At 60.2% G+C, this 26,996-nt stretch carries 23 protein-coding genes; 7 read left to right on the top strand and 16 right to left on the bottom strand.

The features are described from left to right. Positions 1-38: 38 nt before the first annotated feature. The 4 genes from D8U73_RS23550 to D8U73_RS23530 all read right to left on the bottom strand — a co-directional run bounded on the left by D8U73_RS23550 (position 39) and on the right by D8U73_RS23530 (position 6,504). Entirely contained in the window at positions 39-1,358 is a 1,320-nt protein-coding gene (locus D8U73_RS23550) for an MFS transporter (protein ID WP_056852699.1), read from the bottom strand. A 302-nt stretch (positions 1,359-1,660) separates the two neighbouring features. Then, entirely contained in the window at positions 1,661-2,986 is a 1,326-nt protein-coding gene (locus D8U73_RS23545; RefSeq protein WP_130905919.1) for a sigma-54 dependent transcriptional regulator, read from the bottom strand. Further along, positions 2,986-4,746: an ATP-binding protein gene (locus tag D8U73_RS23540; protein ID WP_130905918.1), complete on the bottom strand. Its 1,761-nt coding sequence runs from the start codon at positions 4,744-4,746 to the stop codon at positions 2,986-2,988. The genes D8U73_RS23545 and D8U73_RS23540 overlap by 1 nt, the downstream gene beginning before the upstream one ends. A gap of 234 nt (positions 4,747-4,980) precedes the next feature. Further along, positions 4,981-6,504 carry a fumarate hydratase gene (locus D8U73_RS23530; RefSeq protein ID WP_008061943.1) on the bottom strand — a complete coding sequence of 508 codons (1,524 nt, stop codon included), beginning with the start codon at positions 6,502-6,504 and terminating at the stop codon, positions 4,981-4,983. A gap of 335 nt (positions 6,505-6,839) precedes the next feature. Between D8U73_RS23530 and D8U73_RS23525 the strand changes: the two genes are divergently transcribed. Together D8U73_RS23525 and D8U73_RS23520 are read left to right on the top strand one after the other, a co-directional pair. Next, the gene (locus tag D8U73_RS23525) at positions 6,840-7,946 is read left to right on the top strand and encodes a GGDEF domain-containing protein (protein WP_130905916.1); all 1,107 of its coding nucleotides are present in this window, start codon (positions 6,840-6,842) and stop codon (positions 7,944-7,946) included. Next, positions 7,939-8,874: an iron-sulfur-binding ferredoxin reductase gene (locus D8U73_RS23520; RefSeq protein ID WP_130905915.1), complete on the top strand. Its 936-nt coding sequence runs from the start codon at positions 7,939-7,941 to the stop codon at positions 8,872-8,874. The genes D8U73_RS23525 and D8U73_RS23520 overlap by 8 nt, the downstream gene beginning before the upstream one ends. A gap of 153 nt (positions 8,875-9,027) precedes the next feature. Here D8U73_RS23520 and pyk read toward each other — a convergent pair whose 3' ends face one another. Beyond that, on the bottom strand, positions 9,028-10,479 hold the full coding sequence (pyk, locus tag D8U73_RS23515) for a pyruvate kinase (protein ID WP_056852693.1): 1,452 nt from the start codon (positions 10,477-10,479) through the stop codon (positions 9,028-9,030). A 172-nt stretch (positions 10,480-10,651) separates the two neighbouring features. Here pyk and D8U73_RS23510 point away from each other — a divergent pair, with 172 nt between their 5' ends. Then, positions 10,652-11,035 carry a tetratricopeptide repeat protein gene (locus D8U73_RS23510; RefSeq protein ID WP_130905914.1) on the top strand — a complete coding sequence of 128 codons (384 nt, stop codon included), beginning with the start codon at positions 10,652-10,654 and terminating at the stop codon, positions 11,033-11,035. A gap of 244 nt (positions 11,036-11,279) precedes the next feature. After that, positions 11,280-11,639 (top strand): PilZ domain-containing protein, encoded by a 360-nt coding sequence (locus tag D8U73_RS23505; protein ID WP_056852691.1) that lies wholly within the window; start codon positions 11,280-11,282, stop codon positions 11,637-11,639. A gap of 35 nt (positions 11,640-11,674) precedes the next feature. Here the strand turns inward: D8U73_RS23505 and D8U73_RS23500 are convergent, their stop codons facing one another. Genes D8U73_RS23500 through D8U73_RS23475 form a run of 6 tightly spaced genes read right to left on the bottom strand, consistent with a single transcriptional unit; the run spans position 11,675 to position 18,397 of the window. After that, positions 11,675-13,006: a DUF58 domain-containing protein gene (locus D8U73_RS23500; protein WP_130905913.1), complete on the bottom strand. Its 1,332-nt coding sequence runs from the start codon at positions 13,004-13,006 to the stop codon at positions 11,675-11,677. After that, the gene (locus tag D8U73_RS23495) at positions 13,003-14,004 is read right to left on the bottom strand and encodes a MoxR family ATPase (RefSeq protein ID WP_056852689.1); all 1,002 of its coding nucleotides are present in this window, start codon (positions 14,002-14,004) and stop codon (positions 13,003-13,005) included. The genes D8U73_RS23500 and D8U73_RS23495 overlap by 4 nt, the downstream gene beginning before the upstream one ends. Beyond that, the gene (locus D8U73_RS23490) at positions 14,001-15,170 is read right to left on the bottom strand and encodes a DUF4350 domain-containing protein (RefSeq protein WP_130905912.1); all 1,170 of its coding nucleotides are present in this window, start codon (positions 15,168-15,170) and stop codon (positions 14,001-14,003) included. The genes D8U73_RS23495 and D8U73_RS23490 overlap by 4 nt, the downstream gene beginning before the upstream one ends. Then, complete coding sequence (locus D8U73_RS23485; protein WP_130905911.1) at positions 15,167-16,711, bottom strand: DUF4129 domain-containing protein; 1,545 nt, start codon at positions 16,709-16,711, stop codon at positions 15,167-15,169. The genes D8U73_RS23490 and D8U73_RS23485 overlap by 4 nt, the downstream gene beginning before the upstream one ends. After that, positions 16,698-17,675: a stage II sporulation protein M gene (locus D8U73_RS23480; protein ID WP_130905910.1), complete on the bottom strand. Its 978-nt coding sequence runs from the start codon at positions 17,673-17,675 to the stop codon at positions 16,698-16,700. Before D8U73_RS23480 ends, D8U73_RS23485 begins: the two co-directional genes overlap by 14 nt. Then, a complete protein-coding gene (locus tag D8U73_RS23475; protein ID WP_130905909.1) occupies positions 17,672-18,397 on the bottom strand; it encodes an RDD family protein in 726 nt (241 codons plus the stop codon). The genes D8U73_RS23480 and D8U73_RS23475 overlap by 4 nt, the downstream gene beginning before the upstream one ends. 185 nt (positions 18,398-18,582) lie before the next feature. Between D8U73_RS23475 and sbcB the strand changes: the two genes are divergently transcribed. Further along, positions 18,583-20,013, top strand: a complete 1,431-nt coding sequence (sbcB, locus tag D8U73_RS23470) for an exodeoxyribonuclease I (protein ID WP_130905908.1) — start codon at positions 18,583-18,585, stop codon at positions 20,011-20,013. A 90-nt stretch (positions 20,014-20,103) separates the two neighbouring features. On the opposite strand, the gene mvaT is transcribed toward sbcB, so the two are convergent. Further along, a complete protein-coding gene (mvaT, locus tag D8U73_RS23465) occupies positions 20,104-20,481 on the bottom strand; it encodes a histone-like nucleoid-structuring protein MvaT (protein ID WP_007933316.1) in 378 nt (125 codons plus the stop codon). A 337-nt stretch (positions 20,482-20,818) separates the two neighbouring features. Between mvaT and purU the strand changes: the two genes are divergently transcribed. Both purU and D8U73_RS29260 read left to right on the top strand, forming a co-directional pair. Further along, positions 20,819-21,667, top strand: a complete 849-nt coding sequence (gene purU, locus D8U73_RS23455; protein WP_056852683.1) for a formyltetrahydrofolate deformylase — start codon at positions 20,819-20,821, stop codon at positions 21,665-21,667. An 86-nt stretch (positions 21,668-21,753) separates the two neighbouring features. Continuing rightward, positions 21,754-21,930 carry a hypothetical protein gene (locus D8U73_RS29260; protein ID WP_177336551.1) on the top strand — a complete coding sequence of 59 codons (177 nt, stop codon included), beginning with the start codon at positions 21,754-21,756 and terminating at the stop codon, positions 21,928-21,930. On the opposite strand, the gene D8U73_RS23450 is transcribed toward D8U73_RS29260, so the two are convergent. From D8U73_RS23450 to D8U73_RS23435, 4 genes are all read right to left on the bottom strand, one after another. Beyond that, on the bottom strand, positions 21,917-22,912 hold the full coding sequence (locus tag D8U73_RS23450) for a lysylphosphatidylglycerol synthase transmembrane domain-containing protein (RefSeq protein ID WP_130905906.1): 996 nt from the start codon (positions 22,910-22,912) through the stop codon (positions 21,917-21,919). The two genes, D8U73_RS29260 and D8U73_RS23450, sit on opposite strands and share 14 nt — an antisense overlap. Continuing rightward, positions 22,909-23,685, bottom strand: coding sequence for a polysaccharide deacetylase family protein (locus tag D8U73_RS23445; RefSeq protein WP_130905905.1), 777 nt, complete (start codon positions 23,683-23,685; stop codon positions 22,909-22,911). The genes D8U73_RS23450 and D8U73_RS23445 overlap by 4 nt, the downstream gene beginning before the upstream one ends. Continuing rightward, entirely contained in the window at positions 23,678-24,799 is a 1,122-nt protein-coding gene (locus D8U73_RS23440) for a glycosyltransferase family 1 protein (RefSeq protein ID WP_130905904.1), read from the bottom strand. Before D8U73_RS23440 ends, D8U73_RS23445 begins: the two co-directional genes overlap by 8 nt. Positions 24,800-25,018: 219 nt before the next feature. Next, entirely contained in the window at positions 25,019-26,908 is a 1,890-nt protein-coding gene (locus D8U73_RS23435; protein WP_130905903.1) for a methyl-accepting chemotaxis protein, read from the bottom strand. Between the last annotated feature and the right edge of the window lie 88 nt (positions 26,909-26,996).

Here is a 26,996-nt window from a genome sequence, read left to right as displayed (position 1 = left end):
CCCGAAGGTCTGCCCTTTTTGCTGAAGCGCGCCTGGACTTAGTCCGTGACGATCCGCGAATGCTTGCGGGTGTCTTTCATGGTGATGTACACCAGCAACGACACGGCGATGCACGCGGTGACATACCAGTAGTAACCGGTTTCCATGCCGATGCTCTTGAACCACAGTGCGATGTATTCAGCGGTACCGCCGAAGATCGATACGGTCAGTGCGTACGGCAGGCCCACGCCCAGGGCGCGGATTTCGGTCGGGAACAGTTCGGCTTTCACCACGGCGTTGATCGAGGTGTAGCCGCTGACGATGATCAGTGCCGCCATGATCAGGAAGAACGCGCCCCACCAGGTGGTGATGGTGTGCAGGGTAGTGAGGATCGGCACGGTGAACAGCGTTCCCAGAATGCCGAAGGCAATCAGGATCGGCCGACGACCGATTTTATCCGACAGCCCACCGATGACCGGTTGCAGGCACATGAACAGGAACAACGTGGCGGCGGAAATGGTGGTGGAGTCGGAGATGCTCATGCCGACGGTGTTCACCAGGTACTTCTGCATGTAGGTGGTGTAGGTATAGAACGCCAGCGTACCGCCCATGGTCAGGCCGACCACGGTCATCAGTTCCTTCGGATGGCGCATCAAGGTGCGCATGGCGCTTTCCTTGGCCTTTTCTTTCTTGGTGAACGATTCGGTTTCTTCCATGCCGCGACGCAGGTAGAGCGCGACCACTGCGCACAGCGCGCCGATGGCGAACGGAATGCGCCAGCCCCAGGCGTACAACTCTTCGGTGGTCAGCAGGTTCTGCAGCACGATCAACACGCCCAGTGCTATGAGCTGACCGGAAATCAGGGTCACGTACTGGAAGCTGGAGAAGAAGCCACGACGCTCCTTGGTTGCCATCTCGCTGAGGTAAGTGGCGGAGGTGCCGTATTCGCCACCCACCGACAGGCCCTGCAGCAACCGGGCGAACACCAGCAGGATCGGCGCACCGATACCGATGGTTTCATAGCCAGGGCTCAGGGCGATCAGCAGCGAGCCGAAGCACATCAGGTAGACGGAGGCCATCAGGGCCTTTTTGCGTCCGACCTTGTCGGCGTACAGGCCCATCAGCCAGCCGCCGATCGGGCGCATCAGGAAGCCCACGGCGAAGATCGCCGCGGTGTTCAGCAATTGTGCAGTGGTGTCGCCTTTGGGGAAGAAGGTCTTGGCGAAGTACAGGGAGAAAGCGGCGTAGACGTACCAGTCATACCATTCGACCATGTTGCCGACGGAGCCACTGAAGATCGATTTGATACGGCTGGAGGTGGTGCGTTGTTTTGTCGACACGGCAGCCGACCCACGGGGCAGGGAACTGGAGTTATCCATTGAAGGATCCTTCGTTTAATTATTTTATGAAGCGCGCGTAAACGCAGGCTGCCGGGGCTATAGCAGGAGCTGTGCCAACGGCGAGAGGGCCGGTTTAGAAGGGGTAGGCAGGTTTTATGAGCGGAAATCCGCTTATGGCGTGCAGGGCGAGAAGCGGATTTCCGCCGAAACAGATCGTTCCTACGCTCCGCGTGGGAATGCAGCCCGGGACGCTCCGCGTCCCAAAAGCCGAACGCGGAGCGTCCGTTGAAGCATTCCCACGCGGAGCGTGGGAACGATCAAAAATGAGGTCTGTCCAGACGCTACAGGAACATCTCTCGGGTCAACCCGTGCCGCTGCATCTTTTCATTGAAGGTCCGGCGCGGCAGTTGCAGTTCTTCAAGCACCGATTTCACATCGCCTTTGTGCCGCATCAGCGCCGCGCGCAGGCACTGCGCTTCAAAAGCCTCCTGTTGCGCTGCCAGTGACTGCCCGGGTTCGACGGCCAACAGCTCCGGCTCATCAAGGCCCAGGACCTGGCGCTCGGCGACGTTGGCCAGTTCGCGCACGTTGCCCGGCCAGTCATGACTCAGCAGATGGCTCAGCTGCGCGCCGCTCAACGGTGGAAATTTGCGTCCCAGGCGTTCGGCAGCGTTCTGCGCGAAGGATTCGAACAGCAACGGTATGTCTTCACGGCGTTCGCGCAAGGGCGGCAGACGCAATTGAGCGACGTTCAACCGATAGGCCAGATCTTCGCGAAAACGACCGGCCCGCGCTTCATCAAGCAGGTCCGGTTTGGTCGCGGCGATGATGCGCAGGTCTACCCGGATACTCTGGTTCGAGCCCAATCGCTCCAGCTTTTGTTCCTGCAACACCCGCAGCAGTTTCACCTGCTGCGCCAGCGGCATGCTTTCGATTTCATCGAGGAACAGCGTGCCGCCGTCGGCGTATTCGAGCTTACCGATACGCTTGCCTTGTGCCCCGGTGAACGCACCGCTTTCGTGGCCGAACAGTTCGGCTTCGAACAGCTGCTCAGGGATTGCCGCGCAGTTGAGCGCGACAAAGGGTTTGTCGGCCCGTGGGCCGAAGTCGTGCAGGCAGCGGGCAACCAATTCCTTGCCGCTACCGGTTTCACCGCGGATCAACACATTGACCGGCAACGACGCCAGATCCAGTACCTGTCGACGCAAAGTCTGCAAGCCACGGGACACGCCGAGCAGTGTGGCATCGAGCTTGGCGCGGTTGTCCGCCTGCTCATGCAGGGCGCGGTTTTCCAGTACCAGGCGACGCTTGTCCAGCGCCCGGCGCAGGCTGCCGAGCAAGGTTTCCGGGCTGAAAGGTTTCTCGAGAAAGTCATAGGCGCCATCGCGCATGGCGTCGACGGCCATCGGTACATCGCCGTGACCGGTCAGCAGTATCACCGGCAGGTCAGCGTCGCGGCGTTGCACTTCGGCCAGCAGTTCCAGGCCGCTCATTCCGGGCATGCGCACGTCACTGAGAATCACCCCGGCAAAATGCCTGGGCAGCTGCGCCAGGCACTCTTCGGCGCGGCTGAACAATTGCACGTCAAAACCGGACAGGCTCAGCCATTGCTCGACGGCGTTGCGAATGCTGCTTTCGTCGTCGACCACCATCACAGAATTGAGCATCAGCCTTGGGCCTCCAGGTCGATCGGCAAGGTCAGGGTGAACACTGCGCCATTACCGTGATTATCCGCGGTCAATCGCCCGCCCGCTTCGTGAACGATGGCGAATGAAACGGCCAGGCCGATGCCCAGCCCGTCGCCCACGGGTTTGGTGGTGAAAAACGGATCGAACACCTTGGGCAGATTTTCTTCTGCGATGCCGCTGCCATTGTCGATGACGCTCAGTCGCCACAATTGTTCATCAGCCTGGAGACGGATTTCCAGGCGTTTGCAGGGTTTATCCTGCATCGCATCGAGGGCGTTGCGCAGCAGATTGATCAACACCTGCTCCAGGCGAATCGCATCCCCGCGCACCCATGCCGGACGCGTCATATGCAGCACGGTGCTGACTTGCTCGTCGCGCAAGCGAGTGTCGAGCAATTGCAATGACTGGTCGACCACCGCCGCCAGGTCCAGGCGTTCGCGCAAGCCGCTGGGGCTTTTGCGGGCGAAGGTTTTCAAGTGCCCGGTGAGGGCGGCCATGCGGGTCAGCATGTCATCCAGCGGTTTGAGCGCCTGGTACGCTTCATCGACGCGGCCATGATCGAGCAGCAGACGCAAAGTAGCCAGTTGCATGCGCTGGGCCGTCAGTGGCTGATTGATTTCATGGGCCAGTGCCGCCGACATCTGACCGAGGGCGGCGAGCTTGGCTGATTGCACCAGGCCTTCCTGGGCGGTGCGCAAATCGCGGGTGCGCTCCTCCACCAGTTGTTCAAGTTCTTCGCGGCTGCGTTGGCGTATCTTCGCCAGGCGCCAGCGCTGGTGGAGAAACAGCAGCAGAAACACCACCGTCAGCCACAACCCGGCAGCGGCAAGCGCGGCGTTGCGGCTGTCCTCGAAGGCCACCTGCGGACGGCGCAGCAAGTGCAACGTCCAGCCTTCGGCGGCGAGCGGCAGCGATTCCCACAGGTAATCGGCACGGCCGTCCGGGCCATTGACCCGTGTCAGCGCACTGTTGTCGTCGAAGTGGCGCAGCACTTGGTAGTCCAGCGGCATCAGCGGTTGCTTGTCGTATTGGCGGGTCGCCTTGAGCTCGGCGTGATCGCTGGCACTGAGTGGCTGTAAATGGCGATAGCGCCATCCCGGTTGATTGGCAATGAAGATGACCCCGCGGGCGTCGCTGACCAGCAACGTGTCGCTGCCCTGGCGCCATTCGCGTTCCAGTTCCGGAAACTCCAGTTTCACCACCATGGCGCCGAGAAACTGGCCGTCGTCGTTGGTGACGGCGCTCGACAGGAAGTAACCGGGAATGCCACTGGTCACGCCCACGGCATAAAAACGCCCGGTGCCTTGAGTGCGGGTCTGGCTGAAATAGGGCCGAAAACCATAGTTGTGGCCGACATAACTGCTGGGCAAACGCCAGTTGCTTGCCGCCACGGCCAGCCCCGTACGGTCGAGCAATTCCAGGGTCGAAGAGTCGGCCGCACCGTTGATTTTTTCGAGTTTACGGTTCAGCACATCCTGCTGCTCGGGGCTCACCGGGCCTTTGAGGGCGTCGCGCAATTGCGGGTCCAGCGCCAGCACCGAGGGCAGGGCGCGGTAACGTTCGATCAGCGTATGCAACGATGTGGCATACAGTGCCAATTGCTGATTGGCCCGTGCCGCGTCTTCGATCATTGATTGGCGCACGGTATGGCGCATGGCCAACGTGGCAACGAGGGCGGCGCCGGCGATGATGACGACGGTATAGACCGTCAGGCGCAAGGGGCGAGAAAACTCGAACATGCTGCATTACACACGGGGGAACGGAGGGGGCGCACCATAACATGGCCACGCGATCCCCTGTAGAAGCGAGCCTGCTCGCGATGGACGTCAACGATGACGCGGGCTGCCTGAATGAGCGCGGTGCCTTTGCGTCCATCGCGAGCAGGCTCGTTCCTGCTGGGGGATGTGCGGGCAATAAAAAAGGCGACAGGAGCACAGCTCCGGTCGCCTTTTCCTGCGGGGCAGTCTAAGCGCTTACTGCACTTCCACCGCCAGGCTTTCACTGATCTTTTGCTGCCAGATGGCAGGACCGGTGATGTGTACCGACTCGCCCTTGCTGTCGACCGCAACGGTCACAGGCATGTCTTTTACGTCGAACTCGTAGATCGCTTCCATGCCCAGTTCGGCGAAAGCCACTACGCGGGATTTCTTGATCGCTTGCGCCACCAGGTAAGCCGCGCCGCCGACTGCCATCAGGTAAACGGCTTTGTGGTCCTTGATCGCGTCGATGGCGGTCGGGCCGCGCTCGGATTTGCCGATCATGCCCAGCAGGCCGGTTTGCTCGAGGATCTGACGGGTGAACTTGTCCATCCGCGTTGCGGTGGTCGGGCCAGCCGGGCCAACCACTTCTTCGCGCACCGGATCAACCGGGCCGACGTAATAGATGAAGCGACCTTTCAGATCGACCGGCAGGGTTTCACCTTTGTTCAGCATCTCGACCATGCGCTTGTGCGCAGCATCGCGGCCGGTGAGCATCTTGCCGTTGAGCAGGACGGTTTCGCCCGGCTTCCAGCTCTGCACTTCTTCCGGGGTCAGGGTGTCGAGATTGACGCGACGGGCCGACGGGCCTGCTTCCCAGACGATTTCCGGGTAGGCATCCAGCGGTGGCGCTTCCAGCGAGGCCGGGCCGGAACCGTCGAGCACGAAGTGCGCGTGACGGGTAGCGGCGCAGTTCGGGATCATGCACACCGGCAAGGACGCGGCGTGGGTCGGGTAATCCATGATCTTCACGTCGAGCACGGTGGTCAGGCCACCAAGGCCCTGGGCACCGATGCCCAACTGGTTGACCTTCTCGAACAGCTCCAGGCGCATTTCTTCGATGCGGTTCTGTGGGCCACGGGCCTTGAGTTCGTGAATGTCGATGGACTCCATCAACACTTCCTTGGCCATGACGGCGGCTTTCTCGGCGGTGCCGCCGATGCCGATGCCGAGCATGCCTGGTGGGCACCAGCCGGCGCCCATGGTCGGAACGGTCTTGAGCACCCAGTCGACGATCGAGTCGGACGGGTTGAGCATGGCCATTTTCGACTTGTTTTCGGAACCGCCGCCCTTGGCCGCCACGTCCACTTCCACGGTGTTACCCGGAACGATGGAGTAGTGGATCACGGCCGGGGTGTTGTCCTTGGTGTTTTTACGAGCGCCCGCCGGGTCGGCGAGGATCGAGGCACGCAGGACGTTTTCCGGCAGGTTGTAGGCACGACGCACGCCTTCGTTGATCATGTCGTCCAGGCCCATGGTCGCGCCATCCCAGCGCACGTCCATGCCCACGCGGACAAACACGGTAACGATGCCGGTGTCCTGGCAGATCGGACGGTGGCCGGTGGCGCACATGCGCGAGTTGATCAGGATCTGCGCCATCGAATCACGGGCCGCTGGCGATTCTTCGCGCAGGTAGGCTTCGTGCATCGCCTGGATGAAATCCACGGGGTGGTAATAGGAAATGAACTGCAGGGCGTCGGCAACGCTCTGAATCAGGTCGTCTTGCTTGATCACGGTCATGAGTCGCGCTCCTCTAAAAGACGGGAACATTCAATAAGGTGCTTGCAGCTTGGGTGCATCGGTCGGTTGCAAGCACCTTTCAAGGCACGCCGGGCATGCTGGCGCGACGCTAAAAAGGCGCGGCAGTATAACGCGCCTCGTCCAAGGGCACACGCGCCGGTAGTCAAACGTTGGTCGCATAGGCGGCCGCGTGAATCCAGGTGATTTTTCAGCCATGGATTTGACGCCATTTATCCGACCGAAAATTGAATGGTCATTTATCGGCCGCCCCACTAAAGTGACACTCGGTCTGTAGAGTAGGACGCTCTGTCAGCCTTCATTCGGTGAGTCAACGATTGACCCATAACGCCATCCAGCGACTGTTGCTCAAACGTTTTGCCCTGGCAGCCGGCACGTATGCCCTGGCTTTGCTGTTGCTGTGGCTGGCGTTTTTTACCGGTCACTATCAGCAATCCCTGGCCAGCGTGGCCATTGGCAGCGCACTGGTGGTGATCAGCCAGGGCACGTTGTTCGCCCTGTTCTATAGCGGCTGCAACCTGCGCTTCGCCGACCCCAGCCTCACGGAAGCTCAAGTGCTGATGGGGCTGGGTTGGCAAACCTGGTTGATCGCCCATCTGGACGACGCGCGCGGGGCGTTCCTGGTCTTTTATGTGCTGATCCTGCTGTTCGGGCTGTTTCATCTGTCCCGTCGCGCGTTTTTACGCTGCGCGATGCTGGTGTTCTTCAGTTTCAGCGCCATTACGCTGTGGGAGGGCTATCACTTTCAGCTGGCCGACCCGGCGCTGGCGGCGTTGCAGGTGTGCGTGCTGTTGATCGTGTTGATCTGGCTGGTGCTGTATGCCGGTTACGTCCAGGCTTCGCGACACCGTATGCGGCAGCGGCGCTTCGCGTTGCAGGCGCATCAGGACACGCTGCGCGGGATGATGCGCCAGCTCGAAGACCTGGTCGCCACCGACGAACTGACCGGTCTGTTCAATCGCCGGCATTTCCTGCGCCTGGCCTCCCGTGAACTCAACGCCATGGACGCCGGCGTCAGGCATGGCCTGGCGCTGATCGACCTCGATCACTTCAAGCGGATCAACGATCTGCACGGCCATGCCGCGGGCGATCAAGTGCTGCAGGCCTTTGCCGGCGTGGCCACTGCATGCCTGCGCGATGGCGACGTTCTGGCGCGCTATGGTGGCGAAGAGTTTGTGGTGTTGTTGCCCGATTGCGATGCCGACAGTCTGACCGCCTGCTGTGAGCGACTGCGGGTTGCATTTACCGATGTCGAGTTGCTCGGCCTGAATGTCGGCAGCCTCAGTCTGTCGGCGGGCATGACGTTGCTGGAACTGGGCGATGACCTCGACGACGCCTTGCAGCGAGCCGATCAGGCGCTCTATCGCGCCAAGCGTGACGGTCGTAACCGTTGCGCGGCGGCGTGGGAAAACGTCGATGCCTGAATTACGTGTCGGTGACCGCCAGTGGTCGGTGGCGGCGGGCAGTAATCTGCTTGATGCACTGAATCAGAACGGCGTGGCGGTGCCCTATAGCTGTCGCGCCGGCAGTTGCCATGCGTGCCTGGTGCAGTGCGTGCAAGGCTTGCCGAGCGATAGCCGCCCCGATGCCTTGAGCGCGCAGCAACGCCAGCAAGGTTGGCGTCTGGCGTGCCAGTGCCAGGTGGTCGAGGACTTGCAGGTGCACACCTTCGACCCGCAGCAGGATGGGCGCCCGGCCGAGGTCGCGGCGCTCGACTGGTTGAGCCCCAACGTACTGCGCTTGCGCCTGATCCCGCAGCGGCCATTGCGTTATAGCGCCGGGCAGCACCTGGTGTTGTGGGCGGGTAACGTGGCGCGGCCATACTCCCTCGCCAGCCTGCCCGAGGACGACCGGTTTCTCGAATTTCACCTCGATTGTCGCCTGCCGGGTGAGTTCAGCGATGCAGCACGTCAGTTGAAAATCGGCGATCCGCTGCGCCTCGGCGAATTGCGCGGCGGGGCGCTGCATTATGACCCCGATTGGCACACGCGACCGCTGTGGCTGATGGCCGCCGGCACTGGTTTGGGACCGTTGTTTGGTGTGCTGCGCGAAGCTCTGCGTCAGGATCACCAAGGCGAAATCCGCGTCATTCATCTGGCCCATGACGCCGACGAGCATTATCTGGCCAAGCCTCTGCAGGCCATGGCGGCCAGCCGCCCGAACCTGAGCATCGAGCTCTGGACCCCGGTCGGGTTACCCGCGGCGCTGGCGCAACTGCGGCTTGTTTCGCGGCAAACCCTGGCCCTGCTCTGCGGAGCGCCGGACAGCGTCGACGCCTTTGCCCGGCGCTTGTACCTGGCGGGATTGCCGCGCAATCAACTGCTGGCCGATGTGTTCCTGCCACGTGGTTGAGCCGCAGACGTTGACCGGATTTATCAAGCGGCACTAAACCTTCGCTGACAGTACCGGCTCCATCGCCAGCCCTGACAACTCAACCTTTGGATCAGCAAACAAAAAGCCCCGCCATTCACATGGCGGGGCTTTTGTTTTTCAGCGCTCGGTCACTCAGACCATCGGGTCGCCAACGTGCAGGATCTTCATGCCGTTGGTGCCACCGGTGGTGTGGTAGCTGTCGCCCTTGGTCAGGATGACCCAGTCGCCTTTTTCCACGACGCCGCGTTTGACCAGCTCGTCGATCGCCTTCTGGCTGACTTCGTTCGGTGCCAGCGAAGCCGGATCGAACGGGATGGTGTACACGCCACGGAACATCGCCGCGCGGGCCTGGGCTTCGCGGTGCGGGGTGAACGCGTAGATCGGCACCGAGGAACGGATGCGCGACATGATCAGCGGGGTATAACCACTTTCGGTCAATGCGATGATCGCCTTCACGCCCGGGAAGTGGTTGGCGGTGTACATGGTCGCCAGCGCAATGCTTTCGTCGCAGCGGGTGAATTCCTTGCCGATGCGGTGGCTGGAGGTCTTGCTGGTCGGATGCTTTTCAGCGCCGACACAGATGCGCGCCATCGCTTGTACCGCTTCGAGCGGATACAGGCCGGCAGCACTTTCAGCCGACAACATTACGGCGTCGGTGTAGTCCAGCACGGCGTTGGCTACGTCGGACACTTCGGCGCGGGTCGGCATCGGGTTCTGGATCATCGACTCCATCATCTGGGTCGCGACGATCACGGCCTTGTTGTGGCGGCGTGCGTGCAGAATGATTTTCTTCTGAATGCCCACCAGCTCGGCGTCGCCGATTTCCACACCCAGGTCACCACGGGCCACCATCACGGCGTCGGATGCCTTGATCAGGCCATCGAGGGTTTCGTCGTCGGCCACGGCTTCGGCGCGTTCGATCTTCGCCACCAGCCAGGCGGTGCCGCCAGCTTCGTCGCGCAGTTGACGGGCGTATTCCATGTCGGCGGCGTCACGCGGGAAGGACACCGCGAGGTAGTCGACTTGCATTTCCGCAGCGAGCTTGATGTCAGCCTTGTCTTTTTCCGTCAGGGCCGGGGCAGTCAGGCCGCCACCGCGACGGTTGATGCCTTTGTGATCGGACAGCGGGCCGCCGATGGTCACGGTGCAGTTCAGTTCGGTGGCCGTGGCGGTATCGACGCGCATCACCACGCGACCGTCATCGAGCAGCAGCTCGTCGCCCACGCCACAGTCCTTGACCAGGTCCGGGTAGTCGATGCCGACCACTTGCTGGTTGCCTTCGGTAAGAGGATGGCTGGTGGAGAAGGTGAATTGATCACCGATCTTCAGCTCGATCTTCTTGTTGGCGAATTTGGCGATACGGATTTTCGGGCCTTGCAGGTCACCCAGCAGGGCGACGAAGCGACCGTGCTTGGCTGCCAGGTCACGCACCAGCTTGGCGCGAGCCTTATGCTCGTCGGGGGTGCCGTGGGAGAAGTTCAGACGGGCGACGTCCAGGCCAGCCAGAATCAGCTGTTCGAGAACTTCCGGCGAGTTACTGGCCGGGCCAAGGGTAGCGACGATTTTGGTACGACGGACGGACATGCAAAGACTCCTGAGTTCAAGCGCTGGGTGAGGCTACTATGCTGCGAAGTTGTAGTCATTGTTCGTTTGCACTACTTATCGCTTTCTTTATTGAACCGGACAACTTTGCGCCTGGCAGCCTGAAGATTTCCGCTCACGGGTCGATACAGCGTTCAAGACAGGAGATCCCCCCATGCGATTCGTGCTCATTGCCGCCCTTGCCATCAGTGTCCTCAGTGTCACGGGCTGCACCCGTTTCTCGATGAACCATCATTTGAATCTTGCCTACAGTGCCTATGAGCGGGGCAATTGCGAGCAAGTCATGCTCGAATTGTCCAAAGTCGAGCGCGCCAGCCGGGCGCGGCCTTATGTATGGCCGGAAGTGTCGATGATGCGCGGCCAGTGCCTGGAACGGCAAAAGATGTTTATCGATGCGGCCCAGACTTACCAATTCATCATCGCCTCGTATCCGCAAAGCGAATACGCCTATCGCGCCCGCGCCCGCCTGGAAACCTTGCAGAGCCTGGGCCATTACCCGACCCGCAGTGCCGCGGCGGTACGCCCGACGCAGTTCTGATGCAGGTTGTCATTCAATAGCTGGCCGACCGGCGGTGGTGAGCTATAGTCGAATAGACCGGTTTAGAGCGTTCTCTCTAAACCATCGTGACACCTGTGATTGGCAGGAGTAAGCGATAGCGGTTTATTGACTGTCGCACCAGGATCGGGGAGAGCGGGCCGTCTTGCCACTTCAGTTCCACCGGCAGGTCCGTTCCGAAGCATTAGTGCGGCTCTGCTTAAGGGCCTTGCGTAGCGAATTCAGCATGTTTACTGACCGCCGGATCGAGCGGCATCAACTGCCGTATTTCCTGAAAGTGTTCAACAGCATTACGGACAAGCCCATCGGTTTTCTGGGCAATGTCTCCGAAGATGGACTGATGCTCATCAGTCAGTTGCCGATGATGATCGGTGCTGACTTTGAACTGCGCCTTAAAATCCCCGCCAGCGGCGGCATCCAGCAGGTCATTGACTTGCGGGCGTGTTGCTTGTGGTGCCACGAAGACGCGACGCCTCACCACTATGACGCCGGGTTCAGTCTGCAGCGGGCACCGCCTGAATATGGGCAACTGGTGGAGGCGTTAAGGCAGTATTTCAGTTTTCTGCCGCTGCCGGCCTCGGCCTGATAAAGCAAAAGATCGCTGACGGCGGTCTTTTGCGCCTAGGTGCTGCCGCCACGCTTCCAGCTCAAATATTGCGTCACCAATTGCGTCCCCAATTGCCCCGGCCGCGTATCCAGCACTGGCACGCCATGAGCGCTCAACCGTTCGTGAAGTTCAGCCCGTGCATTCAAATAGTTCACCGTGCCGCAATAAGCCAGGGCTTCGGGCAAGGTCTGCACCGGTGTTTCGCGCAGGTTATCGAGCAGGTCTTCGCGCAAACTGGCGATCAGCACGCGATGCTGTTGGCCCAGGCGTTTGACGGCCGTCAGCAATTCTTCATCGTCCTCATCGCGCAGATTGGTCAGCAGCACCACCAGCGCACGGCGTTTTTGCCGCGCCAGCAATTGCGTGGCGGCGACTTGATAGTCGGCACTGCGTTGGCAGCTGTTCAGGTCATACACGCTGTTGAGCAACGTGTTGAGTTGCCCGGTGCCTTTGACCGGTGCGAGGTAGCGCGGTGTGTCGCTGGCGAACGTACTGAGACCGACCGCATCACCCTGGCGCAATGCGACATAACTGAGCAGCAGGCAGGCGTTGAGCGCGTGATCGAAGTGCGACAACTCATCATCCTGACTGCGCATGCGGCGGCCGCAGTCGAGCATGAAGATGATTTGTTGGTCGCGCTCGTCCTGGTATTCCCGGGCAATCGGGGTGCGCTGCCGGGCGGTGGCTTTCCAGTCGATCTGGCGCAGGCTGTCGCCCTCGCGAAATTCGCGCAACTGATGAAACTCCAGACCCAGCCCCCGGCGTTGTCGCTGGCGCACGCCGAGTTGGCTCAGCCAGTTATCCACCGCCAACAGTTGACCGCCGTAGAGGCGGGCGAAGTCGGGATAGACACGGGTGTGATCGGTCAGCTTCAGCAGGCGTTTGTCTGACCACAGGCCCAGGGGGCCAGGCAGGTTGACTTCGCAGCGTTCGAAACTGAAGTGGCCGCGGCTGACCGGACGCAGACGATAAGCCATAACACTTTGCAGGCCGGGTTGCAGCGCCACCGCCAATGGCAGGTTTTCGAAGCACAGGCCTGGCGGCACGTGGTCGAACAGGCGTATGTCCAGCGGTTGGGCGAAGTCGTGTTCGACCGTCAGTCGCACTTCGCTCCAGCGACCGAGTGCCAGGCTGCCGGGCATCTGTCGTGTGATCCGTGGGGAGGGCAGTCGCTTGAGGCGAATGGCATCGAGCAACGCCAGGGCCAGTAGCGCCAGCAGCAGGCCCCAGTTGATTCGCGACACAGATGCCGGCAACGCAACATCCAGCGCCTGCAACGCGCCCAGCACGATGCCGATGGCCAGCAGCACACCCAGCCATAGCAACAGCAGGCGACTTGGTTTCACAGGCGCGGCGCCGGAACTTGGTCGAGTAATTGTCGCAACACCTGATCGACCTCCAGACCCTCGATATCCAGCTCCGGGGCGATGCGCACGCGATGGCGCAGCACCGCCAGGGCACAACCTTTTATGTCATCCGGAATCACGAATTCGCCGCCGCGCAACAAGGCCCGAGCCCTGGCGCAGCGCACCAGCGCGATGGAAGCCCGAGGCCCGGCGCCAAGGGTCAGGCCCGGCCAGCTGCGGCTGGTGCGGGCCACGCGGACGGCGTAGTCGAGCACCTGGTCGTCCAGTGGCAAGTCGCTGGCGATGCGTTGCAGCGCCAGCACGTCCTTGGCTTGCAGCACCGTGCGCAGCGGTTGCACATCGAGCATGTCGGCGCGGGTCGAACGGCTGACCTGACGCACCATGTTCAACTCCTGTTCGGCGTCGGGGTAGTCCATGCGCACCTTGAGCATGAAGCGATCCAGCTCGGCTTCCGGTAACGGGTAAGTGCCTTCCTGTTCGATGGGGTTTTGCGTGGCAAGCACCATGAACGGTTGCGCGATCGGCAGGGCGCGGCCTTCAAGCGTGACTTGCCGTTCCTGCATGGCCTCAAGCAGTGCGGCCTGGGTTTTCGCCGGGGCACGATTGATCTCGTCGGCCAGCAGCAGGTTGGTGAACAGCGGCCCTTTGCGCAGTTTGAACTGCTCGGTCTGAAGGTCGTACACCGCATGGCCGGTGACGTCGCTGGGCATCAAGTCAGGGGTGAACTGAATACGCGCGAATTCCCCACCGAAACAGCGTGCCAGCGCCCGCACCAGCAAGGTCTTGCCCAGCCCCGGCACGCCTTCGAGCAACACGTGCCCCCCGGCAATCAGCGCCGTGAGCACATCGTCAATAACGCTGTCCTGGCCGATTACGGCTTTTTGCAGTTCGACGCGTATCGCCTGAGCCAACTGGCTGGCGCGCTGTCGTTGTTGAGCGGCATGGCTGGGTGCGTCGGGCTCGATCGGTTCACTCATAACGCGTTCCTCAAGGTTTGCAGATGGGCGACCTGGCGGCTGAATTCTGCACTGGAAAGTCGCTGCTTCTTCCGTGGGCTCATGGCCTGGCTGATAGCACGTGTGGGCTGGCCGGTCAGGCGTGAGAGCAGCAGCCATTGTTCGGCAACGCCGAGTTGGTCATAGCCTGGATGGCGTCGTCGGACCCGGCGCAGAATGTCTTGTTGCAGCGTTTGCAGCAGGCTCTGCTGACCGTTGCGTCGCAACATGAAATCGGCACTGGCACGCAGGTGCTCGAGCAATTGTCGGCGCGCTTTCGGTGCCGGTTCCTGCAATGGCCCATGGCGCACACCGACATGCCAGAGCCCCAGGGCAATCAGCGCAAGCAAGGCAACCAGCGCCTGGGGGAAATAACGCAGCAACAAGGTCCATAAACTGTCGTGATCGGTGTTGAACAACAGGGTCACATCGGTATCCGCGGTCAGGTACCACAACAGCCAGGCGTTGTCGTACTGATCGATTGCCGGGGTTTTCCACAAGTCGGCGTCGGTCACCACAATGATCGAGCCGAGCCCGTGGTTGAGTTGCATCATGTGCGTGGCCTTGCCGCTGTTGGCCCAGGCCTGGGCGAGATTCTTCGGGTCTTCGAGATGGAAGGCCGTGTCGAAGCCGGCATACGCCGGGGCGTCTTCGTTTTCCAGGTAGAGCTTGGTCAGTTGCGGATAAGGATCTTTTTCGCCATCGGCCGGCGGCGGGTCCTTGAGGTCCTTGCTCAGGGACTGATGCAGTTGTACCCGGTCGAGCAACAAATCATTGCTTTGCCCGGCCTTTTCATCCCACAGCGACTGGGCGACGAACAACAGGCGCCCTCCGGCCCGGGTCCAGTTCATCAATTGATCAATCTGCCGTGGCGTCATGTTGTAGCGATCGCCCAGTAACAACAGGCTGTGTTGATGCGGCTCCAGGCTCGGCAGAACGTCGAGGCTATTGGCATGGCCGACGACCAGGCCTTGTTTGCGCAGAAAGTGCTCGGCGGCCAGATAAGGATTGGCCTGTGCCTCGGGCGATGGACCATGATCGATTTCTGCCGGATAGGGCGTGGCCTTGAAATACAGGTACACGCTCAGCGCGACCAGCAGCACCGCGACGACTATGCCGAACGTGATCAGCCACCCGCGCCGGTTCAATGCGCGGCTCCAGGGCCGAACAATGCTCGCCAGCCATCACACAATTCATGCTGCAAATGCGCGGCGGGCAAGCGATGCCCGTAAGCCATGTTCTGCCAATGCCCGGTCAGTTTTTTGCTGAAGGCCAACAACGCCGGTTGTTGCAGTTGTTCGATGCGTTCCAGCACCTGGCCTTCGGTGTCGGCAGCTTTCAGCGCGATGTCGTAATCGTGCAGCAGGTGGCTGAGGAGGGCGCGGTAGAGCAATCCCAGCGCTTCTCGGGGATGGCTCTGCCAGAGGTTTTCGGCACTGGTGGCGACGTCGGCGGGCAAGGTGTCACGGCCAAGATCCAGGCCGAACGCCTGTTGCGGTGTCGGTCGCGTGGTTTTTTTGCCTAGGCTCGGACGACGGCTGACAAACGCCTGCAACAGGTCGCGGTAATGCCAGATCAACAAGCCAATGGCGGCGGCCACGATGCCCCACAGCAAGGCTTCGATCAGCGTGGCCAGTGCGCCGAAACGCTGACTGTCAAACAACCCGAACAGTGCCTTCAACCAGGCTGGCGTGTTGTTGTCAGCCGGTTTTTCGGCACTGTCGATGTCGTCGCCAAAGCGATAACGGATCACCGTTTCCTTGTTCTTGAACGGCGGCTGCTCAAGGATCGCCTTGATGCTGTCGCGGGACGCCTGACTGGTCAGCGGTTGTTCCAGCAAGCGCGGACTGTCAGGCGTTGCCACCGCAGCGTCGGCCCAGGCATCGTGTCCAGTCGGGAGCAACAGGATCACTGCCAGCAAAACCGCGATGGCAGCGCTGTTCAAGCGCTGGCGCATACGGCGGAACACCAGTTCGATATCCCAGGCTTCCAATACAGTACGGCGGTTGAGGTAGAGGCTGAAGCCGCAAGCTACATAGATCGGTTCCCACACCACCAGCACCAGGGCGTAGAAGGCATTGGTCAGATGCTCCAGCCAGCGCCAGTCCTGGGTGGCGGCGGCGATCAGCGATTGCCAGCTCCAGTCGAGTGCGACCTGTTGCGGCAACAGCAGATAGAACAGCACCATAAGGCCGATCCACAGTGCAGTTTCCAAATGCACGCCAATCAGCGTCAGCCACCGTGCCGCACCGGCATCGCGCTGCAACAGCACCTGAATGCGCTGCTGTCTCGCTTCGGCGCTCAGGCCTTCGAGTTGCACCACCGGTAACAGAAAGCTGCGGCTCATGCCAAAGCGTCGCCAGGTCAGGCTGGCCAGCAATTGCGGCTTGAGCAGCCGCGGCCATTGGCAAAGGGCTTGTTTGAGGGTGGGTGTTTCGCCAAATATGGCTTTGGACAGGATGTACAGCGGCAGGCGTTCGAAAGCCGGCTTCAGCCACCAGAAAATGAACACGGCAAGGGATGGCGACTCCCACAGCAAGCCGCTCAGCAGGGCAAAAACCGGCAAGGTGATGATCGCCCAACTGATCATCAGCAGACGTCGATGGCGCTGGCTCAACAGCACGCCCAGGTCCATGGCTTCCCAGGTCGGGCGCGGGCGGATCACCACACTGGCGTCACTCAGGCGCATGGCGGACCCGTCCGGCAAACAGCAGATAAACCGTGACCGACAGCCAGAGCAGCGCGCCCACCAGGTATTTGGTCATGGGCGTTGCTGCCGTCATCGACGACCAATAGGCCTCGATGAACGCCGCAATCAGCAGGAACAGCATCACCCCGCAAATCAGCAACACGCTCTTGCGTGCCGCCAGGCGCAAGGCTTCCGAGCGGGGCAGGCGCCCCGGCGCAATCAATGCCCAGCCCAGTTGCAGGCCGGCCGCCCCGGCGAGGGCGATGGCGGTCAATTCGAAGGCGCCGTGGCCAATCACGAAGGACCAGAACGTTTGCCCGTAGCCGATGTGCGTCAGATGTCCGGCCACCGCGCCGATCATCAAGCCGTTGAAGAGCAGGAAGAACGCGCTGCCCAGGCCAAACAGCAAACCACTGGCGAAGGTCTGAAAGGCGATGCCGATGTTATGCATGATGTAGTAGCCGAACATCACCCAGTCTTCACTGGCCGCGCGTTCCGCCGAGCGCCCGAGATGACCGGCTTCGGGGTCGTACATGTTTTGCATTTCGCTGACCTGCTCGGCCGGGATCAGGTTGTAGATCAGGTCCGGGATCAGGTACACCAGTAGCGCAATGCCGATCAGGCTGCCGAAAAACAGCAGGCTGGCGGCAAGCACGAAGCGCCATTGCTCACGGACCAGGCGGGGGAATCCGGCGAGGATGAATGCCAGTACATTGGCCCCCAGGTGGCTGCGATGGCGATACAGTTGTTGGTGTCCGCGCAGGACCTGTTGTTGCAACGAATCGATCAGGAAACTGCTGTAGCCGCGCTCCCGAGCCAGTGCCAGATGTTGGCAGAGACGACGATAGTCAGCCGGGAAATCGCCGACTCCGTCGGCCTTCCTGTCCCGTTCCAGACGTTGCAGCGTGAGGGAAAACTGCTCCCATTCGGCCATGTGCCGATGTTCGAAAAGGCTTTGCTTCATGCCGGGCCCAACAAACCGCGAGCGATGCCGTTGAGTTCAGCCACGGCTTGTGGCGCTGGAACCTGCAACGGTTGCGCCAGGATCGCGGCGAGCTCATTGACCCTCGCAGGCGAGAGTTCGGCCTGGCGTTCGGCGAATCCGAGGATGGCGCGTTGTTCGCTCAGGCTCAGGGTTATTGCCGGGCGGCGCGGTTGGGCTGGCGGTAGCTGGGGACGTGTGAGCGGCTGTTCACGGTAGATCACCAACGTGCCGGCCGCCACATCGCCGAGGCGTTTGAAGCCGGGATGCTGCAGGCAACTGATTGCCCCGAGGAAGTAGCCGAAAGGCAACAAATCGACAAACCGCAGCAGGTTGCGCAACAGCGACGCGGACCAGCCAATCGGTGTGCCATCGTCTTGAACCACGCGCACTCCCATCCATTGCTTGCCCGGTGAGCGGCCCTGGTTAAGGACCTCGAACAGCACCATGTACCACCAGCTCACGCCAAAGATCAGCAGCGAGCCCAGGCCGGCGCCGAGTTTTCCGAGTATCGCCACGACAATGAACACCACGCCGAGGATCACGCCGCGCAGTGCCAGGTCGATGGCGAACGCCAGCGCACGCACCATCAGCCCGGCGGGTCGCAGAGGCAAGTCGATGCCTTCAGGCGTTTCAACTTGATATCGCGTATCCAGTGGCGGGGACAGCGTCGCTTTCCTTGGCAGTGCTGTGGTCTCGAGCATGGGCAACCTGATGATGTGGCCTGATCGGGATTGTCTCGTTCCCCGATGCTAGCAGCCTCACTGGGGAAAACGACATAACTATGTATTGCGGTTTGAGTAACCAGGAGTGTTTGAATCACAAGATTACTGGCCGGGGCGGGACGTGAACGCCTAGACTTCGTCGATCTTCAGTTCGGGAAACGCCTGTGACCTCTATCTTCTGGTACGACTATGAAACGACGGGCATCAACCCCCGTTGCGACCGCCCCCTTCAAATGGCGGGGCTGCGTACTGACTTCGATCTCAATGAAATAGACGAGCCGGTCAATCTCTATTGCCAGCCCAGCGACGACATCCTGCCGCACCCGGCAGCCTGCGCGATCACCGGCATTACGCCTGGAAACCTGGCCACGCTGGGGTTGAGCGAAGCCGACTTCATGACCCGCGTGCACGCCCAGTTGGCTGCGCCGGGCACGTGTGGAGCCGGGTACAACACCTTGCGCTTCGACGACGAAATGACCCGCTACAGCCTGTACCGCAATTTTTTCGACCCGTACGCACGGGAGTGGCAGGGCGGCAACAGTCGCTGGGATTTGATCGATGTGGTGCGCGCAGCATATGCCTTGCGTCCCGACGGTATTGTCTGGCCAACAGACGATGAGGGGCGGGTGACACTCAAGCTTGAGCGTCTGACCGCCGCCAACGGCATCGATCACGGCAATGCCCACGAAGCGCTGTCGGATGTGCGCGCGACGATCGCTTTGGCGCGGTTGATCCGGGAAAAACAGCCGAAGCTCTATGAATGGCTGTTCAAGTTGCGCAGCAAACAAAAGGTGCTGGACCAGATTCGCCTGTTGCAACCGATGGTACACATTTCCGGGCGCTTTTCAGCGGCACGCAACTTTGTGGGGGTGGTGTTACCGCTGGCCTGGCATCCACGCAACAAGAATGCGCTGATAGTCTGCGACCTGCATCTTGACCCCCAGGGTTTGCTCGATCTGGATGCTGACACGTTGCGCCAGCGCCTCTATACCCGCCGCGATGATCTGGCCGAGGGCGAGTTGCCGGTTCCGCTCAAGCTCATTCACATCAATAAATGCCCGGTAGTGGCGCCGTTGTCGGTACTTCGTCATGAAGATCAGCAACGTCTTGGCCTGGATATGCCGTTGTATCAGCAGCGTACGGTGCGACTAAGTGACGCGCAGCAAGTCTGGCTGGATAAAGTTGCGGCAATTTATGCCCGTGAGGATTTTTCTGTCAGCCTGGACCCTGAACAACAGTTATACGATGGTTTTATCGGTGACCGTGATCGGCGTCTATGTGAACAAGTACGTTCTGCCGACCCGGCTCAATTAGCACAAGCTCAATGGCCTTTCGATGATGAACGTTTGCCTGAATTATTGTTTCGATATCGCGCACGCAACTTTCCGCAAACGCTGAATCTTGAAGAGCAAGAGCGCTGGAGACTATTTTGTCAGAAGCGCTTGTCGGACCCTGAGTGGGGCGCCCCCAATACCCTGGATAGTTTCTCCGAGGCCGCAGCCCAAATGGCTGTTACTGCGACAGCGTTTCAGCAACAGGTACTCGGCGAATGGCAGCAACATGTTCTCGGGTTACGCTCACGTTTGAATCTTTGAAATCGAAAACACCCGGAGCCTGAACTCCAGGCATAAAAAAACGCCAGCGATTGGCTGGCGTTATTTTTTGTCGCAGACGGGTCTGGCGGCTTAGCCCAGCAGGGTAGCCCAGCCTTCAACCACGTCACCGCCCCACTTGGCTTTCCACTCTTTCAGAGTCTTGTGGTTGCCACCTTTGGTTTCGATGACTTCGCCGTTGTGCGGGTTTTTGTATTGTTTAACTTTGCGAGCACGCTTGGTGCCGGTAGTTTTCACAGCGCCGCCACGTGGAGCCTTGGTTTTGGATTCCGGGTCCAGCAAAGCAATGATGTCACGCAGGGACTTGGAGTATTCGCCCATCAGGGTGCGCAGTTTGCCTTCAAATTCCAGCTCGGTTTGCAGTTTGTCGTCTTGGGACAGATTCTTCAAACGGGCTTGCAGCTCTTTGATAGCTTCTTCGGTGGCGCGATATTCGTTGATCAAGGACATGATTACTACCTTATGTGTGGCGCAGGATGGCAGGGGGACAGTGCCGCAATAATAGTCAGGGTGTTTCATCAAGTAAACATTAAAGCAGGTTTATTTAATTAAATTGTCCGCAATTCGCTGCACATTTTCGATGCAGTTAAATAGTTTGAAGCTCGGCTACAGATATTTACAAAGGAGTGCTTGTGGAAGGCTTACTGCACTGTCGTTTGACGAACGAGGTGCACGGGCAGGCCCAGCGTCGGTTGCCATCTGACAGCACGGCACGTCATCAATACTGCAGTTTTGCTGCGCAATCGCTAGAATGGCCGCCTTTGCGAAGTTCTGGAGTTTTCCCCCCATGCGCACTTTTCGGCTGGTGATTTCCTGCCCCGACCGCGTCGGCATCGTTGCTAAAGTCAGTAACTTTCTGGCGTCACATAACGGCTGGATCACTGAAGCGAGCCACCACTCGGACAATCTCAGTGGCTGGTTCTTCATGCGTCACGAGATTCGTGCCGACTCGCTGCCTTTCGGTATCGAAGCCTTGCGCGAAGCTTTTGCGCCGATTGCCGAAGAATTCTCGATGGACTGGCGTATCACCGATACCGCGCAAAAGAAACGCGTGGTACTGATGGCCAGCCGCGAATCCCACTGCCTCGCCGACCTGCTCCATCGCTGGCACAGCGATGAACTGGACTGCGAAATCGCTTGTGTGATTTCCAACCACGATGACTTGCGCAGCATGGTTGAGTGGCACGGCATTCCTTACTACCACGTGCCGGTCAACCCGCAGGACAAGGAGCCGGCTTTCGCCGAGGTTTCGCGTCTGGTGAAACATCACGATGCCGAAGTGGTGGTCCTTGCCCGTTACATGCAAATCCTGCCGCCCGAGTTGTGCAGTGAATATGCGCACAAGGTCATCAACATTCACCACAGCTTCCTGCCGTCGTTCGTCGGTGCCAAGCCGTATCACCAGGCTTCGATGCGCGGCGTGAAACTGATCGGCGCGACCTGCCACTACGTGACGGAAGAGCTGGACGCCGGCCCGATCATCGAGCAGGACGTGGTGCGTGTCAGCCACAGCGACAGCATTGAAGACATGGTGCGTTTCGGCCGTGACGTCGAGAAGATGGTACTGGCCCGCGGTCTGCGTTATCACCTGGAAGACCGGGTGTTGGTGCACGGCAATAAAACCGTCGTGTTCTGATTTACCGCACGACCCGGTTGAAATTCGAAGGGCCTGGGCGTTCAATCGCTTCAGGCCCTTCGCCGTTTCTGCATGAGGACATGACCATGGCCGATCCATTGGACAAAGCCACTTCCAAGGCGCCCGCCACCTTGGGCGAAGGTTGTTTGAGCCGTTACGACCCGGACGACCTGAGCCCGGAGGATGGAACGGAGTTTCCAGGCGCTGCCGAGTTGTGGGAGCAGTTGCAGCAAGAGCCCGACAACCCGCCTAAGCCTGCTTGAGTTTCATCAACTTCTTGAGCAGCGGCCGCCCCAGCATCAGCAAGAACACCGGCCCACCGACCAGCAGATAGAAGTAATAGGTCACTGCCCGCCAGATCAGAATCGCCGCCGCTGCGGTGGATTTCCCCACCATGGGCGCCAGCAGCGCCGCCGACGTCAGTTCCGCCGCGCCGGCCCCGCCCGGCAACAGGCTGAATTGACCTGCACTGAGCGAAAGCATCTGGATCAAAAAGCTCCAGGCCCATTGCAAGTCTGCACCGAGCCCGCGCAGCGCCAGATACAGCACGCTGTAGCGTAAAATCCAGTGCAGGCAGGTCAGGGCAAACACAGTGATCAATGTCTGCAAGGGCAGCTTCAGTGTGTCAGTAAACGCCGCCAGAAAACTCAGGAGCTTTCGCGCCCAACGCATCCGGGTGGTGGGCTGCACGTTGAGGCGGGCCAGCAACCGGCCGCTCAGGCGAATCAGCAAGCGGTGATACCGCGCCACAAGCACACAACTGATCAATCCGCCGAACATCGACACGGCACTGACAATCAACAGCCATTCCATGCGCTGGCTCAGGTGTTGAAACAGCGCATAAATCAGAATCCCGCTGAGTGCGCAGAGGAAAAACAACAAATCGCTCAACTGGTCCATGGCGAACACGGCACTGCTTCTGGCCGGACGCACACCGTTGCGTCCCAGCAGCGCCATGATAGTGAGCGGGCCGCCGCTGCCGCCAGGCGTGGCGCAATAAGCGAATTCGGCAGCCATGACCACGCCAAGGCTTTTGACGGGGCTGACCTTATGGCGCTGATCGCCCAATAAAAGGCGCAATCGCAGGGTGTTTACCACCCAGCACAGCAGGATCATGCCGAACATGACCAATAATCCGCTCAGCGGAAAAGCACTCAATCGTGACCAGGTTTCGCTTCCACCCAAAAGCCACGGGATCAGCACCGCAGCGAGCAGGCCGATCACCAGCAGGATCCCGCGACTCATGCGGCGCGCTCCCTGTTCTGGCTTTGCAGGGCCAGCCAGTTTGCCTTGGTCATGGGCGATCGTCCGTCTGCCAGCAGGCGCTTGAGGGTTTGCAGCCAGTAGGTGCGCGAGAATTCATGGCGCATGTCGACCGGGTGCAGGCCCAGGCGAATCACCGGTGCCTGGCGCCAGCGTTGTTCGCGCTGATCGCTGACGAGCTTGGACAAACCGCGACGCCAGGCACTGCGTGCGCTCCAGACCAACCCGGGCGCGTCGACCGTGGTGAAATCCGGTAGTCGATAAAGGTGTTGAGGGTCGCTGGTATAACTCAAAGGCAGTTGTCGCAAGGCTTGCCGCGTGCCTTCACTCATCAGCCAGGCCGGCGCGACAAAACCGTTCAGCGGCCAATGGTATCGATCAAACATCGCAATGCCTTCATGCAAACGGGCGAGGGCGGCCTCCCGGGACAAGCTGTAGAACTCGCCTTCGTGGGTATAGACCCGGCGCATGAACCAGTCTCGCGCAGAGTTCAGCGGCGATCCGTCATCGCAATGAAAATAGCCGTGCAGCACCAATTCATCGCCGCGTTCGAGTCGTTCGGCAAGCCGCTGGCGAAAATCCGGATGGGCGTGCAGATCGTTGTGTCTGTGGTAGTTCGGCACCACCAGCCAGGTGATGGGTACGTTACCCAGTGCGTCCACGGCTTCGACAAAGGGTTGGTAGTCGGCCCAGGTTTGTGGCGCCACATCGTGCAAGACCAGTAACAGGCTGGGCGTATTCATGGGCTCAACCATTGGCCGCGCGTGGCCATTGACTGCCGAGTACGGCGTGATAGTGACCCAGCAAACTGTTGACCACCGTGTCCCAGGCGTAATGTCGCTCGGCATGAAGTCGCGCTTGTCGGCCGAGGGCCGCACTGTTTTGGGCGAACAGTTCGCGCACCGCGTTGGCCATCGCCTGCGGATCGTTCGGTGCACATAACAGGCCGCATTGATCAGTGACAATTTCCTGAAAAGCCCCTGCCGCCACCGCCACCACCGGAATGCCGCTGGCCATGGCTTCGAGAATGACCAGGCCGAAGGTTTCCTGATCGCCTGCATGCAGCAACGCGTCAGCACTGGCCATCAGGCGCGCGACCTGCGCGGCGGGACAGAATTCATCAATGACGGTGACATTGCCTGGCACCGTGCTCGGCATCGACGAACCGACCAGCAGCAAGTGGTAACGCCTGCCCAGGCGTTTCATGCACTGGAGCAGCACCGGCAGGTTCTTTTCCTTGGAACCGCGACCGGCAAAAATCAGCAGGTGGGTGTTGTCGTCCAGTCCCAATTCGACCCGCAGGCCCGGATCGCGCTTTTCGGGATGGAAAGTCTGCAAATCGACGCCCAAGGGTTGGACAAAAACGTTTCGAACCCCAAGACCCGTGAGCTTGTCCGCCATCACCTGACTGGGCGCGAGAACCCGGTCGAAGTTGCCGTAAAGCTTGCTGACGTAGGCTTCGACATTGGTGGTCACCCAGTTGCCCATGCGGTTGCTGACCAGCAATGGCAGGTCCGAGTGATAGAAACCGATCACTGGCACATCCAGTTGCCTGCGTGCGTCCAGGGCTGCCCAGGCAGTGAGATAAGGATCGCCGACCTCGATCAGTTCGGGTTGCAGGTCGTGCAGGACATTGCGCCAGGGGGCCAGGCGCAGCGGGAATCGATAACCCTTGCCGAAAGGCAGGGCAGGAGCCGGAACGGTATAGATACCGTCCTGTTCACTGAAAACTGCGCCAGGGACCAGCAAACTGTGGCGAGTGCCGGGCCTTGTACACAGTCGATGATGTTTTGCATCCAGATAAGTGCGCACGCCACCGCTGGCAGGGGCGTAAAACATGGTGATGTCAGCGATATGCACGATGAACACTCCTCCGGTCCGTTGCTCTCCTTGGGTGGACCTTAATGAAGAATAGATGTTCGGTTGAGGTTTGGAGGGGTGGGCTGTCAGCCAGGGTTATGCGATGTGTTACAGACCGCCTTCGCTGGCGAGCCAGCTCCCACAAGGTTTTGCGTCGTACACAAAAATTGCGTCCGCTGCAGAACTCTGTGGGAGCTGGCTTGCCAGCGATGAGGCCGGTGAGAGCGATTAGATCCGGAAACTGCCTACCAACTGCTTCAACCGCGCCGCCTGCTGTTCCAGATCCGAACACGCGCGCAACGTCGACTGCAGGTTTTCCACACCTTCCTGGTTCAGCGTATTGATTTCGGTGATGTCGACGTTGATCGACTCAACCACTGCCGTCTGTTCCTCGGTGGCGGTCGCCACCGACTGGTTCATGCCGTCGATTTCGCCGATACGCTGGGTCACGCTGCTCAAGCGCTCACCCGCCAGATTGGCGATTTCGACGCTGTCCTGGCTGTGACGCTGGCTGTCGCTCATGGTGCTGACGGACTCGCGGGCACCGACTTGCAGCTCCTCGATCATGGTTTGCACTTGTTGCGCCGATTCCTGGGTGCGGTGCGCCAGATTGCGCACTTCATCGGCCACCACGGCAAACCCGCGCCCGGCTTCACCGGCCCGCGCCGCTTCGATGGCGGCATTGAGCGCCAGCAAGTTGGTCTGTTGGGAAATGCTGGTGATCACTTCGAGAATCTGCCCGATGTTCACGGTTTTGCTGTTCAGCGACTCGATGTTGGTGCTCGACGCGCTGAGCATGCTCGACAACTGATTCATCGCGGCAATGCTGCGGTCCACAACCTGCTGGCCGTCTTCGGCGAGGCTGCGGGCGTCACTGGCCTGATTCGATGCTTGCGCAGCATTGCGGGCGATCTCCTGGGCGGCGGCGCCGAGCTGGTTGATCGCGGCGGCGACACTGCTGGTGCGCGATGCCTGCTGGTCGGAGTTGAACATCGACGAGTTCGAGGCCGCCACCACACGCAACGCGACTTCGTTGACCTGGCCGGTGGCGGAAGACACCTCGCGGATCGAACCGTGGATACGCTCGACGAAACGGTTGAATGCCGTGCCGAGCGTGCCGAACTCATCGTTGTTGACGATGGTCAGGCGCTTGGTCAGGTCGCCTTCGCCGTCGGCAATGTCGGCCATGGCGCGGGTCATGACGTGCAGCGGCTGAATCAGGATGCGGATCAACATGCCCAGCAGGGCGATGATGATTGCCACCGCGATGACGGTCGCCACCACCGCTGAAGCGCGGAATTCGCTGAGCATCGAGAAGGCTTTTTCCTTGTCGATGGACAAGCCGATGTACCAGTTGACCGAGGGTAAGCCTTTGATCGGCGTGAAGCTGACGATGCGGGTCTTGCCGTCGACATCGACTTCACTGAAACCGTTGCCGATTCGCGGTGTGTCTTTCGGATACGCCTCACTCAGGGACTTCATCACCAGCGCTTTGTCCGGGTGAACCAGGATTTTGCCGTCGGCGCTGACCAGAAAGGCGTAGCCCATGCCGTCGAAGTCGCGGGCGCTGAGGGTATCGATCAGCGTTTGCAGGCTCAGGTCACCGCCGATCACGCCGATGCTTTGCCCGGATTTTTTCGAGGCCATGGCCATGGAAATGATGGTTTGACCGGTCGCCGCATCGATATAGGGCTCGGTCAGGGTCGGCGTGCTGCTGTTTTCCGCCCCCTTGTACCAAGGGCGGACCCGTGGATCGAAGCCATCGGGCATCTTCGCGTCGGGTCGGATGGTGAAATGCCCGGTGGCATCGCCCAGGTAGGACGCCATGAACGTCGAGGTCAGCGCTTTCTGTTCAAGCAGGGCGGCTACGTTGGCTTGTTCCGGGTTGATGGCGATGTTTTGCGAAAGGTTTTCGATCAGCAGAATCCGGCCGGTCAACCATGTCTGGATGTTGTTGGCGGTGACATCCCCCATCTCGTTGAGATAGTTGTCCAGGTCTTCGCGGATGGCATTACGCTGTAAATAGTCGTTGTACAGGGTGAATGAGGCGAAAGTGGCAATGACGATGAGGGCGGCGGCAAGCAGGATTTTATGGCTGAAGCGTAGATTTTTATTCATGGCTTGGGGTCCGCTAAGGTCTTATTGCCCAGCGCGTGCTTTTATAAAGGAACGCAAAAGGGGCAGGGTTGAAAGCAAGTGATATTTC

It is taken from the genome of Pseudomonas sp. Sample_22, from assembly GCF_004307635.1.
Taxonomy (GTDB): Bacteria; Pseudomonadota; Gammaproteobacteria; order Pseudomonadales; family Pseudomonadaceae; genus Aquipseudomonas.
This window is presented reverse-complemented; position numbering and strand designations above follow the sequence as displayed.

Bases quoted from the DNA above. Each gene is read 5' to 3' on its own strand.
- D8U73_RS23550 (WP_056852699.1), bottom strand. From the start codon at position 1,358: ATGGATAACTCCAGTTCCCTGCCCCGTGGGTCGGCTGCCGTGTCGACA.
- D8U73_RS23545 (WP_130905919.1), bottom strand. From the start codon at position 2,986: ATGCTCAATTCTGTGATGGTGGTCGACGACGAAAGCAGCATTCGCAAC.
- D8U73_RS23540 (WP_130905918.1), bottom strand. From the start codon at position 4,746: ATGTTCGAGTTTTCTCGCCCCTTGCGCCTGACGGTCTATACCGTCGTC.
- D8U73_RS23530 (WP_008061943.1), bottom strand. From the start codon at position 6,504: ATGACCGTGATCAAGCAAGACGACCTGATTCAGAGCGTTGCCGACGCC.
- D8U73_RS23520 (WP_130905915.1), top strand. From the start codon at position 7,939: ATGCCTGAATTACGTGTCGGTGACCGCCAGTGGTCGGTGGCGGCGGGC.
- pyk (WP_056852693.1), bottom strand. From the start codon at position 10,479: ATGTCCGTCCGTCGTACCAAAATCGTCGCTACCCTTGGCCCGGCCAGT.
- D8U73_RS23510 (WP_130905914.1), top strand. From the start codon at position 10,652: ATGCGATTCGTGCTCATTGCCGCCCTTGCCATCAGTGTCCTCAGTGTC.
- D8U73_RS23505 (WP_056852691.1), top strand. From the start codon at position 11,280: ATGTTTACTGACCGCCGGATCGAGCGGCATCAACTGCCGTATTTCCTG.
- D8U73_RS23495 (WP_056852689.1), bottom strand. From the start codon at position 14,004: ATGAGTGAACCGATCGAGCCCGACGCACCCAGCCATGCCGCTCAACAA.
- D8U73_RS23485 (WP_130905911.1), bottom strand. From the start codon at position 16,711: ATGCGCCTGAGTGACGCCAGTGTGGTGATCCGCCCGCGCCCGACCTGG.
- D8U73_RS23480 (WP_130905910.1), bottom strand. From the start codon at position 17,675: ATGAAGCAAAGCCTTTTCGAACATCGGCACATGGCCGAATGGGAGCAG.
- D8U73_RS23475 (WP_130905909.1), bottom strand. From the start codon at position 18,397: ATGCTCGAGACCACAGCACTGCCAAGGAAAGCGACGCTGTCCCCGCCA.
- mvaT (WP_007933316.1), bottom strand. From the start codon at position 20,481: ATGTCCTTGATCAACGAATATCGCGCCACCGAAGAAGCTATCAAAGAG.
- purU (WP_056852683.1), top strand. From the start codon at position 20,819: ATGCGCACTTTTCGGCTGGTGATTTCCTGCCCCGACCGCGTCGGCATC.
- D8U73_RS29260 (WP_177336551.1), top strand. From the start codon at position 21,754: ATGGCCGATCCATTGGACAAAGCCACTTCCAAGGCGCCCGCCACCTTG.
- D8U73_RS23450 (WP_130905906.1), bottom strand. From the start codon at position 22,912: ATGAGTCGCGGGATCCTGCTGGTGATCGGCCTGCTCGCTGCGGTGCTG.
- D8U73_RS23445 (WP_130905905.1), bottom strand. From the start codon at position 23,685: ATGGTTGAGCCCATGAATACGCCCAGCCTGTTACTGGTCTTGCACGAT.
- D8U73_RS23435 (WP_130905903.1), bottom strand. From the start codon at position 26,908: ATGAATAAAAATCTACGCTTCAGCCATAAAATCCTGCTTGCCGCCGCC.